At 64.4% G+C, this 17,311-nt stretch carries 19 protein-coding genes; 9 read left to right on the forward strand and 10 right to left on the reverse strand.

The window, feature by feature from the left end:
* Nucleotides 1–65: 65 nt before the first annotated feature.
* Entirely contained in the window at nt 66–3,566 is a 3,501-nt protein-coding gene (locus tag MNR02_RS15080; protein ID WP_241947363.1) for a PAS domain-containing hybrid sensor histidine kinase/response regulator, read from the forward strand.
* A gap of 2 nt (nt 3,567–3,568) precedes the next feature.
* On the opposite strand, the gene MNR02_RS15085 is transcribed toward MNR02_RS15080, so the two are convergent.
* Together MNR02_RS15085 and MNR02_RS15090 are read right to left on the reverse strand one after the other, a co-directional pair.
* Nucleotides 3,569–4,222, reverse strand: coding sequence for a response regulator transcription factor (locus MNR02_RS15085; protein WP_241947364.1), 654 nt, complete (start codon nt 4,220–4,222; stop codon nt 3,569–3,571).
* Nucleotides 4,223–4,291: 69 nt separating this feature from the next.
* The gene (locus MNR02_RS15090; protein ID WP_241947365.1) at nt 4,292–4,720 is read right to left on the reverse strand and encodes a hypothetical protein; all 429 of its coding nucleotides are present in this window, start codon (nt 4,718–4,720) and stop codon (nt 4,292–4,294) included.
* Nucleotides 4,721–4,828: 108 nt separating this feature from the next.
* On the opposite strand from MNR02_RS15090, the gene MNR02_RS15095 reads away from it, so the two are divergent.
* The 3 genes from MNR02_RS15095 to MNR02_RS15105 all read left to right on the forward strand — a co-directional run bounded on the left by MNR02_RS15095 (nt 4,829) and on the right by MNR02_RS15105 (nt 6,575).
* Nucleotides 4,829–5,176 (forward strand): DUF952 domain-containing protein, encoded by a 348-nt coding sequence (locus MNR02_RS15095; protein ID WP_241947366.1) that lies wholly within the window; start codon nt 4,829–4,831, stop codon nt 5,174–5,176.
* Entirely contained in the window at nt 5,176–6,261 is a 1,086-nt protein-coding gene (locus tag MNR02_RS15100) for a quinone-dependent dihydroorotate dehydrogenase (RefSeq protein WP_241947367.1), read from the forward strand. The genes MNR02_RS15095 and MNR02_RS15100 overlap by 1 nt, the downstream gene beginning before the upstream one ends.
* Nucleotides 6,262–6,395: 134 nt before the next feature.
* The gene (locus MNR02_RS15105) at nt 6,396–6,575 is read left to right on the forward strand and encodes a DUF2934 domain-containing protein (protein WP_241947368.1); all 180 of its coding nucleotides are present in this window, start codon (nt 6,396–6,398) and stop codon (nt 6,573–6,575) included.
* Nucleotides 6,576–6,596: 21 nt separating this feature from the next.
* Here MNR02_RS15105 and MNR02_RS15110 read toward each other — a convergent pair whose 3' ends face one another.
* The 5 genes from MNR02_RS15110 to MNR02_RS15130 all read right to left on the reverse strand — a co-directional run bounded on the left by MNR02_RS15110 (nt 6,597) and on the right by MNR02_RS15130 (nt 9,268).
* Nucleotides 6,597–6,779 (reverse strand): hypothetical protein, encoded by a 183-nt coding sequence (locus MNR02_RS15110; RefSeq protein ID WP_241600179.1) that lies wholly within the window; start codon nt 6,777–6,779, stop codon nt 6,597–6,599.
* Complete coding sequence (locus tag MNR02_RS15115; protein WP_241947369.1) at nt 6,776–7,030, reverse strand: hypothetical protein; 255 nt, start codon at nt 7,028–7,030, stop codon at nt 6,776–6,778. Before MNR02_RS15115 ends, MNR02_RS15110 begins: the two co-directional genes overlap by 4 nt.
* A gap of 90 nt (nt 7,031–7,120) precedes the next feature.
* Nucleotides 7,121–8,482: an MATE family efflux transporter gene (locus tag MNR02_RS15120; protein WP_241947370.1), complete on the reverse strand. Its 1,362-nt coding sequence runs from the start codon at nt 8,480–8,482 to the stop codon at nt 7,121–7,123.
* Between the two features lie 28 nt (nt 8,483–8,510).
* The gene (locus tag MNR02_RS15125) at nt 8,511–8,999 is read right to left on the reverse strand and encodes a CAP domain-containing protein (RefSeq protein ID WP_241947371.1); all 489 of its coding nucleotides are present in this window, start codon (nt 8,997–8,999) and stop codon (nt 8,511–8,513) included.
* Nucleotides 9,000–9,001: 2 nt separating this feature from the next.
* Complete coding sequence (locus tag MNR02_RS15130; RefSeq protein WP_241600172.1) at nt 9,002–9,268, reverse strand: DUF6460 domain-containing protein; 267 nt, start codon at nt 9,266–9,268, stop codon at nt 9,002–9,004.
* A gap of 143 nt (nt 9,269–9,411) precedes the next feature.
* Here MNR02_RS15130 and MNR02_RS15135 point away from each other — a divergent pair, with 143 nt between their 5' ends.
* Nucleotides 9,412–10,353, forward strand: a complete 942-nt coding sequence (locus tag MNR02_RS15135; RefSeq protein ID WP_241947372.1) for a methyltransferase domain-containing protein — start codon at nt 9,412–9,414, stop codon at nt 10,351–10,353.
* 55 nt (nt 10,354–10,408) lie between these two features.
* Nucleotides 10,409–11,044 carry a YitT family protein gene (locus tag MNR02_RS15140; protein WP_241600168.1) on the forward strand — a complete coding sequence of 212 codons (636 nt, stop codon included), beginning with the start codon at nt 10,409–10,411 and terminating at the stop codon, nt 11,042–11,044.
* Nucleotides 11,045–11,048: 4 nt separating this feature from the next.
* Here MNR02_RS15140 and MNR02_RS15145 read toward each other — a convergent pair whose 3' ends face one another.
* Nucleotides 11,049–11,513 carry a carboxymuconolactone decarboxylase family protein gene (locus MNR02_RS15145; protein ID WP_241947373.1) on the reverse strand — a complete coding sequence of 155 codons (465 nt, stop codon included), beginning with the start codon at nt 11,511–11,513 and terminating at the stop codon, nt 11,049–11,051.
* 22 nt (nt 11,514–11,535) lie between these two features.
* Nucleotides 11,536–12,033 carry an Rrf2 family transcriptional regulator gene (locus MNR02_RS15150; RefSeq protein WP_241947374.1) on the reverse strand — a complete coding sequence of 166 codons (498 nt, stop codon included), beginning with the start codon at nt 12,031–12,033 and terminating at the stop codon, nt 11,536–11,538.
* Between the two features lie 107 nt (nt 12,034–12,140).
* Between MNR02_RS15150 and MNR02_RS15155 the strand changes: the two genes are divergently transcribed.
* Nucleotides 12,141–14,663 carry a ligase-associated DNA damage response DEXH box helicase gene (locus MNR02_RS15155; RefSeq protein WP_241947375.1) on the forward strand — a complete coding sequence of 841 codons (2,523 nt, stop codon included), beginning with the start codon at nt 12,141–12,143 and terminating at the stop codon, nt 14,661–14,663.
* 12 nt (nt 14,664–14,675) lie between these two features.
* Nucleotides 14,676–15,401: a ligase-associated DNA damage response endonuclease PdeM gene (gene pdeM, locus MNR02_RS15160; RefSeq protein ID WP_370879928.1), complete on the forward strand. Its 726-nt coding sequence runs from the start codon at nt 14,676–14,678 to the stop codon at nt 15,399–15,401.
* Between the two features lie 12 nt (nt 15,402–15,413).
* Here the strand turns inward: pdeM and MNR02_RS15165 are convergent, their stop codons facing one another.
* Entirely contained in the window at nt 15,414–16,637 is a 1,224-nt protein-coding gene (locus tag MNR02_RS15165) for a PQQ-dependent sugar dehydrogenase (RefSeq protein ID WP_241947376.1), read from the reverse strand.
* 229 nt (nt 16,638–16,866) lie between these two features.
* Here MNR02_RS15165 and MNR02_RS15170 point away from each other — a divergent pair, with 229 nt between their 5' ends.
* Complete coding sequence (locus tag MNR02_RS15170; protein ID WP_241600158.1) at nt 16,867–17,307, forward strand: universal stress protein; 441 nt, start codon at nt 16,867–16,869, stop codon at nt 17,305–17,307.
* Nucleotides 17,308–17,311: the final 4 nt, after the last annotated feature.

Here is a 17,311-nt window from a genome sequence, read left to right on the forward strand (position 1 = left end):
TAATTTGCTTCCGCGCCGCTTTCGCCTATTCTCGCGCAAAAGGCCGAAGGACTGCGGGAGGAAGCATGCCGGGATCGCTGATCATCGCGCTCGCGCTCGCCTATCTGCTGCTGCTCTTCGCGGTCGCAAGTTATGGCGACAGCAAGGCCCGGCGCTCCGAACGCGCGTCGAAGGGCCGGCCGCTCGTCTATGCGCTCAGCCTTGCGATCTACTGCACCTCCTGGACCTATTTCGGCGGCGTCGGCCTCGCCACCACGCACGGTCTCGAATTCCTCGGCATCTATATCGGGCCGATCCTGATGTTCACGCTAGGCATGCCGCTGCTGCGCCGCATCGTGACACTCGCCAAGTCCGAGCGCCTCACCTCGATCGCCGATTTCGTGGCCGCCCGTTACGGCAAGAACCCGGGCGTGGCCGCCGTCGTCGCGCTCATCTCGCTGATCGGCTACATTCCCTATATCGCGCTGCAATTGAAGGCCGTGTCGAGTTCGGTCGCCGCAATGGTGGACACGACCGGCTTCGGCATCGCGGCCTCCGGCGGCCTTATCGACCTGCCGCTGGTCGTTTCGCTGTTCCTTGCCTGCTTTGCCATCGTGTTCGGCACGCGCCACACGGATGCGACCGAACATCAGGACGGCCTCATCCTCGCCATCTCGATGGAATCGGTGGTCAAGCTCGTGGCCATGGCATCGGTCGGCTTCTACGTCATCTTCTTCATGTTCGACGGTCCCGGCGATCTCTGGCAGCGGGCCTCCCAAAGCGTGCCCGTGATGCAGGCACTGAGCTACGAGACGCCCGTCGCGCGCTGGATCCTGCTGATCGTTCTGTCGGCCTTCGCCATCGTCATGCTGCCGCGCCAGTTCCACGTCACCGTGGTCGAGAACCGCACGATGGGCGAGTTGCGGACAGCGGGCATTCTTTTCCCGCTCTACCTCATCGCCATCAACCTCTTCGTCCTGCCCGTCGCGATCGGCGGCGTGCTGACCTTCAACGGCCAGGGCGATGCCGATCTCTACGTTCTCACGCTGCCCTTCGCGCTCGACCAGCCTCTCCTGACCCTGATCGCCTTCATCGGCGGCTTTTCAGCCGCCACCGCCATGGTCATCGTCGCTTCGGTGGCGCTGTCCATCATGGTATCGAACGATATCGTCATCCCGGTCGTGCTGCGGCGCAACCTCATCGGCGGCGTCGAGCAGCAGGACGACCTGTCGCGCATGCTCCTGCGCATCCGCCGCCTCGCCATCTTCTTCGTGATCCTGCTCGGCTACGCCTATTATCGCGCAACGACCGCCAATGCCGGCCTTGCCTCGATGGGCCTGCTGGCCTTTGCCGCGGTGGCGCAGGTGGCGCCCGCGCTGCTCGGCGGCCTGTTCTGGCGCAATGCCAATGCACGCGGCGCGATGGCGGGCATGATCTGCGGGCTGGTGGTCTGGGCCTACCTGCTGTTCCTGCCCAGCATCGGGGTTGCCGACAACGCCTATGTCGCCGAGACCATTCTGGGTTTCCTCTTCCCCGGCACCACCCTCTTCACCGGCGAAGCCGCCGATCCGCTGGTCAACGCGACGCTGATCGCCATGATGGTCAATGTCGGCGCCTATGTCATCGGCTCGCTCACGCGCAATCCGACATCGCTGGAGCGTCTTCAGGCCGGCACCTTCATCCGCTCCAAACCCCGGCTCGAGCGTGCCTTCCGCGGCCGCCGCACCAAGGTGACGGTCAAGGACCTCAAGACCACGATCGCCAAATATCTCGGCGAGGAGCGCATGCAACGCTCCTTCCACACCTATGAGCGGCAGGTCGGCCGCTGGCTTGAGGACAACGCCCCGGCGGATGCGGCCATCGTGCATTTTTCCGAACAGCTCCTGGGCAGCGCCATCGGCTCGTCCTCGGCGCGCCTCGTGCTTTCGCTTGTGCTCCAGCGCATCGACGATACGCCGACGGACACGGACTGGCTGCTCGATCAGGCCAGCGAGGCGCTGCAATACAATCAGGACATGCTGCAGACCGCGCTCGGCCAGATGGACCAGGGCATCGCCGTCTTCGACAGCGACGGCAATCTCACGGTCTGGAACCGGCGCTTCCGCCAGTTGCTGGACCTGCCGGAATATGTCGGCCAGGTCGGCTTCCCGCTCGCCGATATCGTCGAGATCCTCGTCGAGCGCGGCGATATCGCGGAAGAAGACAGGCAGAGCGCGATTTCCCGCATCATGACCTTCGATGAGGCCTTCCCGCTTGTGCTGGCCGGCGGCGAGCGCATCATCGAGGTGCGCACCAATGCCATGCCGGAAAAGGGCTTCGTTTCCACCTATACCGACATTACCGACCGGGTCGCGGCCGACCGCGCCCTCAAGCAGGTCAACGAGACGCTGGAGCATCGCGTTGCCGAGCGCACGGCCGAACTCACCCGCGTCAACACGGCGCTGGCGGAGGCCCGCGCCGCAGCAGAGGAAGCCAATATCGGCAAGACGCGCTTCTTCGCCGCCGCCGGCCACGATATCCTCCAGCCGCTCAATGCCGCCCGGCTCTATTCCTCCTCGCTGGTCGAGCGGCTGGGCGATACGGAAAACCGGGAGATGATCCACAACATCGATTCCTCGCTGGAATCGGTTGAGGCGATCCTCGGCGCCGTGCTCGACATTTCGCGCCTCGATACGGGAGCGATGAAGCCGCGGGTGCAAACCGTCCTTCTCAAGGATCTGCTGAAGCGCATAGAGACCGACTTCGCCCCCATCGCGCGGGCCAAGGATCTCAGCTTCAAGGTGCTGCCGAGCTCGCTAGCCATCCGCACGGACCCCAACCTGTTGCGCCGCGTGGTGCAGAACCTCGTGTCCAACGCCATCAAGTACACCCATTCCGGCAAGGTGCTTGTCGGCGTGCGGCGCAAGGGCGACCGCGCCTATATCCAGGTGCTCGATTCCGGCATCGGCATTCCAGCATCGAAGTTCCGCACGGTCTTCAAGGAATTCGCTCGCCTCGACGAGGGTGCCCGCACCGCCCCGGGGCTCGGCCTCGGGCTCTCCATCGTGGATCGCATCTCGCGCGTGCTCTCGCATCCGGTCGAGTTGCAGTCGACGCCCGGGCGCGGCACCAGTTTCAAGGTCCGTGTGCCCATCGATGCCGCGGCAAGCCGACCGGTGGCCGAAACGTCCGCACGCGCGCAGACGAGCGAGGAGCCCCTGAAGGGGCTGCGGGTGCTGTGCATCGACAACGAGCCCAGGATCCTCGACGGCATGCGTCTGCTGCTGTCCGGCTGGGGTTGCACCGTGACACTGGCGGATTCCGTTGCGGCGGTCGAAGCAATGGTGGCGGACGGGGCACCCGATTTCGGCGCCGTCATCGCCGACTACCACCTCGACGACGGCACGGGGATCGCCGCGATCGCGACGCTGCGCAAGGCGCTTGGCCGCGAGGTGCCGGCCCTTCTCGTCACCGCCGACCGTACGCCGGATGTGCGCGCCGAGGCGGAACGCGACAATATCCTCGTGCAGAACAAGCCCGTCCGCCCGGCCTCGATGCGGGCCTGGCTCACGCAGCTTTCAACGGTGGAACGCGCGGCCGCGGAGTGACGTCAGGCTGCCGCCTGCGCGGCGCCGATCTTGCCGAGCTGGATGACCGCCTGGGTGCGGCTGTCGACGTTGAGCTTCAGGAGAATGGCCGAGACATGGGCCTTGATGGTCGCCTCGGACACGCCGAGTTCATAGGCGATCTGCTTGTTGAGCAGGCCCTCGGCCAGCATGGCGAGCACGCGCGATTGCTGCGGCGTCAGGGTGCGCAGGCGCGCGATGAGGTCGGCGACTTCGCCGTCCTGTTCGGGCGCGCGCACATAGCCGCCCGGCGTATAGACATTGCCGTCCAGCACCGAGCCGATGCCTTCGCGGATATCGTCGATGGAGGCGGATTTGGAAATGAAGCCGGATGCACCGAGATCGAGCGCCCTGCGGATGGTGGCGGGATCGTCGCTGGCGGAAACGATGACGACGGGCAGGCTCTGGAACTCGGCCCGAAGCGCGATCAGGCCCGACAGGCCGCTGACGCCGGGCATGGCGAGATCGAGAAGCAGCAGGTCCGCGTCCGGATGGGTCTCGGCCGCCTTGCGCGCGGCCTCGAAATCGCCTGCCTCGACGATATCAGGATTGCCCGCCATTCCGGTCAGTGCCTGTTTCAGCGCGCCGCGGAACAGCGGATGGTCATCCGCGATGATGATCGTGAGTGCCGATGCCATGCGCTCCCTCCCAAGAGTTGATGGACCCCGCGACGGAACAGGCACGGCGCTGGCCGGCAAAGCGTTCCGTCAGGTCTTCTGCGGGACCGCGTCCTTCCCGGGGGCCGGCTCCTCCTTGCCATCCTCCAGGTTTTTCACGATGCCCATGAACCTTTGCATCATCTTTTCCATGATGCTCATGGTCCGGTCAATCTCTTCATCCGATGGTAGAGCAGGTTTTGCGGTTGACTGACCGGTTGCAACAGCTTTTTCCAGCGCTTCGACGCGCTTGGTCAGGAGGTCGAGCTCCTTTTCGAAGGCCGCGCGCTCGTCGGCTGCCATGCGGCAGACGATCTGGCCGTCCTTTTCCTGGCAGAGCGAGAGGTCGCCCGAGGCGGTGTCGAGCCGCACGAAGCCCGAATCCGTTTTTTCCATGCGGTAGCGGCCTTCGCCTTCGGCATGGGCGGCGCCCGCCGCAAGCGCGGTAACAAGGGTCAGGGGAAGAGCGGAAATTCGCATGCAAAATCCTCCAAGAGCCGGTTTGCCGGGCTGTGGCCGGTGGACATTCGTCGTTCTTTGCGGCAAGCGCTAGCGTGAAACGCGCCAGCCAGAGGAGAAACGGACGAGATGACCAAGACAATCTACAAGATCGTTCCGTCAAGTCTGTGGCAAAAAGCGAAGGCGGCCAGAATATTCGAAGGCGCGGCCATCGATCTTGCCGATGGCTACATCCATTTCTCCACCGCATCGCAGGCCAGGGAGACCGCCGCACGCCACTTCGCCGGCCAGAGCGACCTTCTGCTCGTTGCGGTCGATGGCGATGTACTCGGCGACACGCTCGTCTACGAACCCTCGCGTGGCGGCGATCTCTTTCCGCACCTTTACGCCGCGCTTCCCCTGTCTGCCGTCCTTTGGGAAAAGCCCCTGCCGCTCGGACCCGACGGCGCCCACCAGTTTCCGGAGATGCCGCTCTGATGTCGTTGCTTTCCTCGCTCGGCCGCAAGGGCCTCTTCCTGTTCGATCCGGAAACCGCGCACGGCCTGTCCATATCAGCGCTGAAGACCGGCATCGTGCCTGCCTGCCCGGCCAAGGCCGATCCGCGCCTGGCGCAGACCGTCGCCGGGCTTCACTTTCCCAATCCGCTCGGCATGGCCGCCGGCTATGACAAGAATGCGGAGGTGCCCGAAGCGCTCATCCGCCTGGGCTTCGGCTTTGCGGAGGTGGGCACGCTGACGCCGCGCGCGCAGGAGGGCAATCCCAAGCCGCGCATCTTCCGCCTCGTCGCCGACGATGCCGTGATCAACCGGCTCGGCTTCAACAATGCCGGCCATGCCGCCGCCCTCGAACGCCTGAAGCGCTGCCGGCGCGATGCGCTGATCGGCGTCAATATCGGCGCAAACAAGGACAGCGTCGACCGCATCGCGGACTATGTGGCCGGCATCCGCACCTTCTACGACGCCGCCCGCTACTTCACCGCCAACATTTCTTCGCCCAACACGCCGGGCCTGCGCGACCTGCAGGCGAAGGAAAGCCTGCACGCGCTGCTGTCTTCAGTGCTGACGGCACGGGCCGAGGAAGCGACGCGCAGCGGCCGGCAGGTTCCGGTGTTCCTCAAGATCGCGCCCGATCTTTCCGAAGAAGGCCTCGACGATATCGCCGAGGTGGCGCTGGCCCATCCGCTCGACGGGCTGATCGTTTCCAACACGACCCTCGCGCGCGAAGGATTGCGCGATACCCGCCAGGCCGGCGAAGCCGGCGGGCTTTCCGGCAAGCCGCTCTTCGAGAAATCGACCATCGTGCTCGCCAAGATGCGGCGGCGCGTCGGCGACGACATGCCGATCATCGGCGTGGGCGGCGTTTCGGATGCTGAGACCGCAGCGGAAAAGATCCGCGCGGGTGCGAACCTCGTGCAGCTCTATTCCTGCATGGTCTATGCCGGCCCTACCCTGCCGGGTGCGATCGTCAGCGGCCTCTCGCGCCTTTGCGATCGCGAGCAGGTATCGACGATCTCCGCCCTTCGCGGCATCCGCACGGCGCACTGGGCCGATCGTCCTATCTGACGGCCCTTACGGAACCAAACCAGCCCAGCGGGATTCCTATAGGGCGGGTGGAGTGTCCGGCAAAAGCGGTTCACATCGACGGTAGCCTGCACCGACCCCGCCTTTATGGCCGAATGGCCAAGGAGGGACGCACCATGGAAGACCAGGACGACAGGATTCGCAGAAGGGCCCATCAGATCTGGAAAGAGGAAGGCAGCCCTGAAGGTCGGGAATATTCCCATTGGCTGCGCGCCCGAGCGGAGATCCGCGAAGAGGATGCCAACACCGTCACTCAGGATATACGCAAGGCCGCGCAGCTCGACAGGCCGCATTAAGCGGCAGGCTATGGGTGGTGTTCAGCGTTGGTTCGAACGGATTTCATCCAGCTTCCCGATGACCACCGCAAGTGCGAAACAAACCGACCCCAGGCCGAAGGATATGGTTCCAAGAGTCAATCTTGGAACCGATTCAGCCTCGACAATGAACATCAAGCCGATTGCCATCTGTATCAGCGCAAGAGCAAAGACGGCTATCTTCATTTGATCGCCGCGCAATCGAACTTGATCGCGTCGACCTCACCGGAGGCGACGTTGTATTCGCTCATCTGCAGAAAAGAGCAGACATAAATCTTCTCCTCGTTCTGCAGGAAGACATAGTTTCCGGATGTCGATTTGATCTCATATCCCTGCGCGGCCAGATCCAGGATCGTCGGCCGTCTTTCGGCATGGGCGGCGGAATTCATCGCAAGAAAAACGAGGGTAGCGGTAAAAAGGCTTTTCATTTTCATCATGTACTCTGTTTTCGTTTCATCTGATCCATGGAGCAAACGAAACGCAGAGTAATCGGGGTGAGGCAGCGTTCAACCCTAAAAAAGAACGATCTAGATGCGGCTTTGCCCGGCAAATTGCCGCCCCGCCAGCGCCGGCATACGCAGCGCCAGGAACAGTCCCCGGAATGCGAGGAACAGGTTGAGCGCCAGCCAGAGGCCGTGATTGCCCAGAAGCGGAACGAACAGCGCCAGCGCCAGGAGATAGCCGACGAATGCCGCCAGCATCATGTTACGCATCGCGCCGGACCATGTCGCGCCGATGAACACCCCGTCCATCTGGAAAGCGAGCGCGCCGGTGACGGCGGTCAGCGCGGCCCAAGGCAGGTATTTGGCTGCTTCCGCGCGCACGCTTTCCGTCGTCGTCAAGAGACCGATGATATCGGTGCCGAAGACGAGGAACAGCAGCGTCGTCACGATGCCGAGGCCGAAGGACCAGACGAGCGTGAGCTTGACGGCCCGGTCGAAGGCCGGCCGGAAATTGGCGCCGAAGGCGCGGCCCACGAGCTGTTCGGCGGCATTGGCAAGGCCATCGAGATAATAGCCGGCGACGAGGAAGATGTTCATCAGCACCGCATTGGCGGCCAGCACCAGCGGGCCCATGGAGGATCCGATGCGCGTCATGATAGCGAAGGCGCCGATCAGCACGAAGGTGCGGATCATGATATCGCGATTGAGCGAAAACAGCGCCTTAAGCCGTTCGCGCTCAAAGATTTCCGTGCGGGCAGGCCGCTGCCTTCTGTCGAAGCGCGACACGACGAGCGCCAGGCCCGCCAGCATCCCGGTCGTCTCGCCGATGACGGCGCCCCAGGCTATGCCGGCAATGCCCCAGCCCCACCACAGGCCGAGAACGATCGACAGCACGATATTCACGCCGTTGATGATGGCCTGCAACATGAGCCCGGTCATGCCCTGACCGCGACCCAGCACGAAACCGAGCAGCGCGTAATTGCCGAGCGCCATCGGGGCGGCGAGCGCGCGAATGAGGAAATAGGTCGACGTCACGGCTGCGACATCCGGCGACGGCGCCATCAGGAACAGGCCGGCCGAGAGCAGGAAAGGCGAGAGCAGCGCAATCGCCAGCCCGCAACAGAGCGCGATGATGAGCGAGCGCCAGTACACCGCCTGCTCCTCGCGCCGGTCACCCCGGCCGAACGCCTGGGCGACGAGGCCGGTGGTGGAGGCGCGCAGGAAATTGAAGCTGCCAAGCAGCAGGTCGAACAGCACGGCGCCCACGGCCATGCCCGCCAGCGCATTAGCCGAGCCGAGCCGCCCGGCCACGGCCGTATCGGTCAGTCCGATCAGCGGCGTCGTGAGGAAGCCGAGCGTCATGGGTATGGCGATGGACAGCACCAGCCGGTGCGTCACCTCGAAGGGGCCGGCACTTTCGTTTTCGCTTACCGCCGATGCATTCATCGCCTTACCCCCCGGTGGCTTTTTGCGTTCAGCTCGACAGGACCATCGCCCAGTACGGCCTGTTGCCCGAGGCGGGGTTGGAGACGACCGCCACGCCGAGGCCGCGATAGCCGGCACCCAGCATGTTCGTCAGATGCCGGGGCGAGCGATACCAGGCATCGAAGGCCGCTGCCGCCGTGCTTTGCCCGACCGCGATATTCTCGGCAGCCGGAAGCGGCACCTCCATGCCCTTCATGCGCTTGAGGAAGTTAGCGCCGAGGCCGATATTGTGCTCCATCTTGCCGGCAGACGCCATGCGGCTCGCCTGATCCATCGCCGCACGCTGCGCTTGGCTGTCGATGGCAAGCGGCGGCAGGCCGCGCTCGGCCCTGAGCTTGTTGACGAGGCCGAGCGAGGCAGCCGTCTGGTCGCTACCCGTCCCGGCCGAGGGCGCGAGAACGCTGGTGGTGGAACAGCCGGCGGCAAGTGCTGCGATGGCAGCCGCGGAGGCGGCGAGGAAAGTGCGGCGCGTCAGCATGGTCAGCGCTTATAGCTGAACAGGCGGATGAGGATGAAGATCGGCACGACGATGACTGCGCCGAGCAGGAGATAGTCGCCAAGCCGGCCGAGCGTCTTGAAGCCGGTATTCCAGATATCGAGCACGAAATCGCGCGCAGCAAAGAGGATATCGTCGGGATAGAGCCCGAAGATCGACATCAGAAAGCCCACGGCCACCGACAGGATCAGGAGCTTGATGATCACGCGCAGCGGCGAGTCGCCGAGGAACCCGTTCACGCCATTGGACATCCGCTGATTCTCCATAAATTCGTCTGCACTCCAGATAAGCCCTCACCGGTCAGCCGGCAAGCGAGGCATCCGTGTGAGAATTCACTTGCCTTTTGTTACGGCCCTGCCATGTAGCGGCATCAGCTTCCCGTCTCCGAGCCCCCATGACGAGCCCGCACTTCTCCTCCGGCGATCTCATTGCCGACCGCCGCGCCGATTACGCCCGCATGTTTGCGGAATCGGGGGAGTATGCGGAGGCGGCGGAGCTGATGGAACAGGCGCTCGAACAGGTGCCAGGCTGGGCGGCCGGCTGGTTCCGGCTGGCCGAATATGCCGAGAAATCGGGCCAGAAGGAGGCGGCCGCCACGGCGTTGCGCACGGTCATCGCGCTCGATCCCGCCGATATCTTCGGTGCCGGCCTCAAGCTTGCCGTGCTCGGCGTCGCCGAGGCGCCCGCCACGCCGCCGACACCCTATGTCGAACGGCTCTTCGATGATTATGCGGACCGTTTCGACACCGCCCTTGTCGAGCGGCTGGAATACACCGTTCCGCAGACGCTCGCGGCCGTCGTGCGCAAGTATGCGGGTGACGATGCCCGGTTCGGCCTCGTATCGGATATGGGTTGCGGCACAGGCCTGTTCGGCGTGGAAATCCGCCAGAATGCCGGCCGCCTCGAAGGCTTCGACCTGTCTGCCGGCATGCTGGCCAAGGCCGGCGAAAAGGCGGTCTACGATCACCTCGCCCAGGCCGATCTGTCGCTGCCGGCTGCCGCAAGCGGCCTCTTTGCCGATGGACCGGAAGTACGCGCCGATCTCGTGAGCGCCGCCGACGTGCTGATGTATCTTGGCGATCTCGCCGAAGTCTTTCCGAGCGTTGCCCGCCTTGCGCGACCGGGCGGGCTCTTCGCCTTTTCGGTCGAGGATGGCGGGCCGGGCGAAACGCCGCTGCTGCGCCCTTCCCTGCGCTATGCTCATCCGGAACGCTTCATCCGCCGCAGGCTTGGCGAGGACGGCTTCGATCTGCTGACGGTGGAACGAAGCGTGATCCGGCGTGACGCGGGCGAGCCCGTGCATGGTCTTCTCTTCCTGGCGAGACGCCGGGCATAGGCTTGCGTCCGACACGCGGCGCGATACAACAATAAAACACGAGCGGAGATCGGCCATGGACGGCGACAAGCGGCGTTTCGGCTTCTGGAATCCCACACCCACGCGCCACACGCCGCTGGAAGATGCGCAGGGCGTGTTTGCAAGCAGCATGATCGCCGCACTGGGCCTTGCCCTCATGAGCAGTGCCGGGCTGGTTGCGAGCGGCACAGCCGGCGTCGCCTTCATCCTGCATTACCTGACCGGATACAGCTTCGGCCTGTTCTATACGGTCGTAAACATTCCCTTCTATCTGCTCGGCCTCAAGCGCCTTGGCCGCGCCTTTACCGTTAAGACGATTATCGCGGTGTCGCTGACCTCTGTCATTACCGAGTTGCAGCCGCATTTCGTGCGCATCGAGAGCATCGATCCGATGTGGACGGCGGTGCTGGCCGGCATCCTGCTGGGTTTCGGCCTGCTCGGCCTCTACCGCCACCGCGCCAGCCTGGGTGGCGTTGGCATTCTCGCCGTCTATCTTCAGGATCGCTTCGGGGTGCGCGCCGGCCTCGTACAGCTTGCCTTCGACGTGGTCGTGCTCGCAGCGGCTTTTGCGGTCGCCGCCCCTTTCATCGTGCTGTGCTCGGTCGTCGGCGCGGTGGTGCTCAATCTCTTCCTGACCATCAACCACCGCGCAGACCGCTATATCGCGATGTGACGCCTCATGCCGCCTTTGTCGCCGCGTCCAGCGGATGCTGGCTGCGGAAGCTGACGGCGACACGGTTCCAGATGTTGATCGTGCCGATCGCAATCGTCAGCTTGGCGATTTCGGCGTCGGTGAAAAAGGCCTTCAGCGGTTCGTAAGCCGCGTCAGGCGCTCCGGTGTCAGCCAGTCGCGTCACCGCCTCGGTCCATTCCAGAACGGCGCGTTCGACCGGGGTGTAGACAGGCGATTCCCGCCACACCGACAGGAGATTGATCCACTGTTCGGAAAGGCCGTGCTGACGCGCTTCCTTCACATGCATATCGACGCAATAGGCACAGCCGTTGATCTGCGATGCGCGCAGCTTGATCAGATGGATCAAGGCCGGATCGAGGCCTGATTCTTTCTTGATATAGGTCTCCAGTCCCATGATCGCCTTGTAGGCATCGGGCGCCACCTTGTAGCCGTTCAGTCGTTCCTGCATGGTCGTTCTCCTGTTGTGGGCGTCATGCGCCCTGCTTGCGTTCATGAATGGCAAGAAAGGCGCAGCCGCGCGCCGCAATCGATCCGTCATCACCGGCCGCTACATCGGCGAGGATATCGGCCACCGTCACACGCCGCAGTTCGGCGCGGTAGGCCTTTTCCGCGCGCAGCATGGCGGCATTGATCTCGCAGGGCCGCGTCGGCTTGCCCGGCAGCGGGTTGGGGCCGCGCTGGCGGATTTCCAGACAGCGGAAGGCCGGCTCCGGCCCCTCGACGGCCAGCACGATATCCAGAAGCGTGATCTGCTCGGCGTTGCGTGCCAATCGGTAGCCGCCTCTGGGGCCGGGCAACGTGGCAAGCAGGCCGGCACCTGATAAGGCCTGGAGATGCTTCAACAGATAGCTCGTCTTCACGCCGTGATACGCCGCGAGCGAGGCGGCCGACAGCACGCCGTCGGCGGAGAGCTGCGCCAGCATCGCCACACTGTGGATCGCCTGTTCGACACCTTCACTGAGCTTCACCAGCACCTCCAAAAATCATGGACAATAATTATCCATGATTATTTACGAGTCAATCCTTTCCGTGCGGTTCTTTTCTTTCGGACGGGATCGACTAGCTTGTCTTCGACATGACCGATTCCGCCGAAGCCGCCCGTGCCCTGCTGCCCGCGACCTTTTCTGCATGGTTCGCAGGCAAGGGATGGCAGCCGCGCGCGCATCAGATGGAGCTTTTGTCGCGCGCGACCGCGGGAGAAAGCCTGCTGCTGATCGCGCCCACCGGCGCGGGCAAGACGCTGGCCGGCTTCCTGCCGGCGCTGACCGACCTGACGCGCCGCGGCAAGATCCCGCCGGGCTCGGCCTTCACCGGCATCCACACGCTGTACATCTCGCCCCTGAAGGCGCTTGCCGTCGACATCGAGCGCAACCTGATGAAGCCCGTCTCGGAAATGGGCCTGCCCATCACCATCGAGACGCGCACCGGCGACACCCCGCAGGCAAAGCGTCAGCGCCAGCGGCTGAACCCGCCCGACATCCTTTTGACCACGCCCGAACAGGTGGCGCTGCTCATTGCCAACGGCGAGGCGCCACGCTTCTTCAAGGACCTGAAATACGTCATCTTCGACGAGCTTCATTCGCTCGTCACCTCAAAGCGCGGCCACCTGCTGTCGCTCGGGCTTGCGCGCCTGCGCCGCCTCGCACCTAGTCTCAGGACCATCGGTCTTTCCGCGACGGTGGCCGAGCCGATGGACCTGCGCCGCTGGCTGGTCGCGCAATCGGCCGGTGAGGAGAACCATGCCGGCCTCGTCACCGCGCCGGGCGGGGCTCGACCCATCATCACCATCCTCAAGAGCGAGGAGCGCGTGCCCTGGTCCGGACATCAGGCGAAGTATGCCATGCCGGAGGTCTATGAGGCGATCAAGCAGCACAAGACGGCGCTGCTCTTCGTCAACACGCGCAGCCAGGCGGAAATCCTGTTCCAGGAACTCTGGAACATCAACGAGGACACGCTGCCGATTGCCCTGCACCATGGCTCGCTCGATGTCGGCCAGCGCCGCAAGGTCGAGCAAGCCATGGCGGAAAACCGCCTGCGTGCCGTCGTCGCGACCTCGACGCTCGACCTCGGCATCGACTGGGGCGATGTCGATCTCGTCATTCATGTCGGTGCGCCGAAGGGCGCTTCGCGGCTCGCCCAGCGCATCGGCCGCGCCAACCACCGCATGGACGAGCCGAGCCGCGCCATCCTGGTGCCCGCAAACCGCTTCGAGGTGATGGAGTGTCAGGCGGCGCTCGACGCCAACTATATCGGCGCACAGGATACGCCTCCCGTCGGCGATGGCGCGCTCGATGTGCTCGCCCAGCATGTGCTCGGCATGGCCTGCGCCGCGCCCTTCGACGAGGACGACCTCTTTGCCGAAGTCACTTCCGCCTCGCCCTATACCGGCCTGCCGCGTGAAAAATTCGGTCGCATCGTGCAGTTCGTGGCGACCGGCGGCTATGCGCTGAAGACCTATGAGCGCTATGCCCGTATCCGCAAGACCGCGGACGGTCTCTGGCGCGTCTCCAACCCCGGGGTCGCGCAGCAATACCGTCTCAATCTCGGCACCATCGTCGAGATGCCGATGCTCAATGTGCGCATGGTCAAGCGCGGCGCGAAGGGTGCTGTCGGGCGCGGCGGGGCATCGCTCGGCAAGGTGGAGGAATATTTCCTCGAAATGCTCGCGCCCGGCGATACCTTCCTGTTCTCGGGCAAGGTGCTGCGTTTCGAGGGCATCCGCGAGAACGAATGCCTCGTCAGCCAGGCCTTCTCGCTCGACCCGAAGGTGCCGGCCTATGCCGGCGGCAAGTTCCCGCTCTCCACCTATCTCGCCGATCAGGTGCGCGGCATGCTGGACGATCCCGCGCGCTGGGGTGCCCTGCCCGATCAGGTGCGCGACTGGCTTTCCCTGCAGCGCGACGTCTCATCCCTGCCCAGGCGCGACGAACTCCTGATCGAGACGTTCCCGCGCGGCAGCCGCCATTACATGGTGGCCTATCCTTTCGAAGGGCGGCTTGCCCACCAGACGCTCGGAATGCTGCTCACGCGCCGGCTGGAGCGCGCCGGCCGCCGGCCGCTCGGCTTCGTCGCCACCGACTATTCTCTTGCCATCTGGGCGCTGGACGATCTCGGCCACGCCTTTGCCGTCGAGCGTCCGTCGCTGTCCTCGCTCTTCGATGAGGACATGCTAGGCGACGACCTGGAAGCTTGGCTCGATGAAAGCTACATGCTCAAGCGCACCTTCCGCAATTGTGCCGTGATTGCGGGCTTGATCGAGCAGCGTCATCCCGGCAAGGAAAAGACCGGGCGACAGGTCACCGTTTCCGCCGACCTGATCTACGACGTGCTGCGCAGCCACGAGCCGGATCACATCCTGCTTGAGGCGACGCGCAACGATGCGGCGGCGGGGCTTTTGGATATTCAGCGATTGGGCGATATGCTGGCTCGAATCAAAGGGCATATCACCCACCGGCAACTGACCCGCATCTCGCCGCTTGCCGTGCCGATCATGCTGGAAATCGGCCGGGAAACGGTGGCGGGAGAGGCACAGGATTCGCTGCTGGCGGAAGCTGCGGACGACCTGATCGCCGAAGCCATGGGCGGGCCTGATATTTAGGGAAGACGAAGCGTGCAGCGACTGGCATTGGCATCGACGGAGATACAGGATTTCGGCGCGGTTTCCGCGCGCACCGTCATTGCCGGGGTCGAGGCGGTCTGCGATCCGCTCGGCGCGCTCTACCTGCCCGAAACCCGTCTGCTCGTCGTTTCCGATCTGCATCTCGAAAAAGGTGCGGCCTTTGCCCGTCGCGGCATGATGCTGCCGCCCTATGACACGCTCGCCACGCTGAAGGTGCTGGAAGCCGTCATCAGACGGCACGACCCGGCCATCGTCGTCAGCCTCGGCGACAATTTCCATGACCGCGTCGGCTCCGCTCATCTGCCGGAAATCTTCCGCGGGAAGATCGTGGAGCTGGCGCGTGGCCGCGAATGGATCTGGATCAACGGCAACCACGACCCCGACGGCACCGTGGGCCTGCCGGGTCAGTCGGCAGACGAGCTGCATTATGCCGGGCTCACCTTCCGGCACGAGCCGTCGCTCATCGCGCCCGAAGGCGAGATCGCCGGTCACCTTCATCCTGCCGCCACCGTCATCCGTCGCGAAAAAGCGGTACGCCGCCCCTGCTTCGCAGCTGATGGCCGGCGCCTCCTGATGCCGGCCTTCGGGATCATGACGGGCGGGCTCGACCTGCGCCACCGGGCAATGACCGGTCTTTTCGACCGGGCAAGCCTGGTTGCGCACATGCTCGGCCGTGACCGCATCTATTCCGTGCGGTTTGCCAATCTGCGCGGATGAGGGCGTGGCGCCTTAGCTCTTCACCAGGCGCAGGATCGTCGATTCGCCGCTGCCGCGCGGCTCCGTCACGGCGAAGACCGAACCGTCGGGCGCAACCTTGACATCGCGGATGCGGGCGTCGAGCGGAACGCGCTCTTCATGCGCCACCTTGTCGCCGTCCATGTGCAGCACCACGAGGCCCTGGCTGACGAGGCCGCCGATCAGGAAGGCGCCCTTCCACTCCGGTATTGCATCGCCGTCATAATAGGCCATGCCGGACGGGCCGATCACCGGATCCCAGTAGTAGGCCGGCTGTTCGGTGCCCTCCAGCGCGGTGATGCCCTCGCCCACCTTGCCGCCGCTATATTCGATGCCATAGGTCACCTTCGGCCAGCCGTAGTTCTTGCCGGCCTCCGGGCGGTTCAGCTCGTCGCCGCCCTTCGGCCCGTGCTCGACCGTCCAGAGACGGCCTTGCCCGTCGAGTGTCGCCGATTGCAGGTTGCGGTGACCGTAGCTCCAGATTTCCGGCAACGCGCCGTCCTGCGTGGCGAAGGGATTGTCGGCATGCGCCTTGCCCTCCGGATCGAGGCGGAAGACCTTGCCGAAGCCGCTGCCGAGATCCTGCGCACCAACGCGGGTCTCTGCGTCGGATCGTTCGCCGACAGTGACATAGAGCTCTCCCTGCGACCCGAAGACCAGCCGCGAGCCGAAGTGCTTGTCGCCGTCATAGGTCGGCATCTGTTGGAAGATGACCTTCACGTCCTGCAGCGAAAACTTTCCATCCTGCTCGGTCAGGGTCGCCGACGCCACCGACGTGCCGTTACCCCCCTCGCGCGGCTCCGAGAAGGAGAAGTAGATACGGTTGGAACTTTCGAAATCCGGCGCCAGCGCCACATCGAGCAGACCGCCCTGTCCCTCGGACATCACATCAGGCACGCCTTCGATGGCCGGGCTCGCCTCACCGTTCTCTTGCGAGACGATGTGCATGGTGCCCTCCTTGGCCGTCACCAGCATGCGTCCATCCGGCAGGAATTCCATGGCCCAGAGGTGCGGCAGGCCCTTGGCCACCACATCGACGGCGATCTGGGGGACGCTGTCAGGCAGCGTGGCGCGCGTCTGGCCCTCGAAGGCCGGCTTCTGGTCGGGCGCATTCGCCTGGCCGGTTTCGGCGGTGCGTGCGGTCTGGGCGAAGGCCGGCGCCGCAAGAAGCGTGGCGGCGAGCATGGTTCCGGCGAGGAAGAAGCTGGTCGTGCGCATGGTGGTTCCCTTGTTGATCGTACGGTGATGGTCGCATGGACGCGTGCCATCCTGACGTCGCAAGGGTGCAACAGCGTGATTTGTTTCAACACATCGCTTCAAGAAATGTTTATCGCGCATCCTGTCGGTTTCGAACTGCCCCAATGACGCCCCCACATACGCCCGGTTGATTTCCATCAAGGCTTGGCCGACCATCGGCTCTAATCTGGGCCATAAAGGGAGATTCAGAATGTACAGGCATATTCTCGTTCCCACCGACGGGTCGGACCTGTCGCTCGCCGCCGTCGACCAGGCGCTGGCGCTCGCCAAGGTGCTGGGGTCGCAGGTGACGGCGCTAACCGTTGCCGAACCGTTGCATTTCCTGCCGGTGACACCAGCCGCGACGGCGACGCTGCGGGTGGACTACGAAGTTCATGTGAAGGAGGACGGCGCGCGCATCCTCGGCGCCGTCACGGAAAAGGCGAATGCCGCCGGCGTCGCGATCGAAACGCTGCAAATAACGGCGGGCGATGCCTGGCGCGGGATCATCGACACGGCCGAGCAGAAGGGGTGCGACCTCATCGTCATGGCCTCGCATGGGCGGCGAGGCGTCAGCGCCTTCCTGATGGGCAGCGTCACCACCAAGGTGCTCAGCCATTCGAAGGTGCCGGTGCTCGTCTACCGCGCCTGAGCAA

This window comes from Shinella sp. H4-D48 (assembly GCF_022637395.1).
GTDB classification, from domain to species: domain Bacteria; phylum Pseudomonadota; class Alphaproteobacteria; order Rhizobiales; family Rhizobiaceae; genus Shinella; species Shinella sedimenti.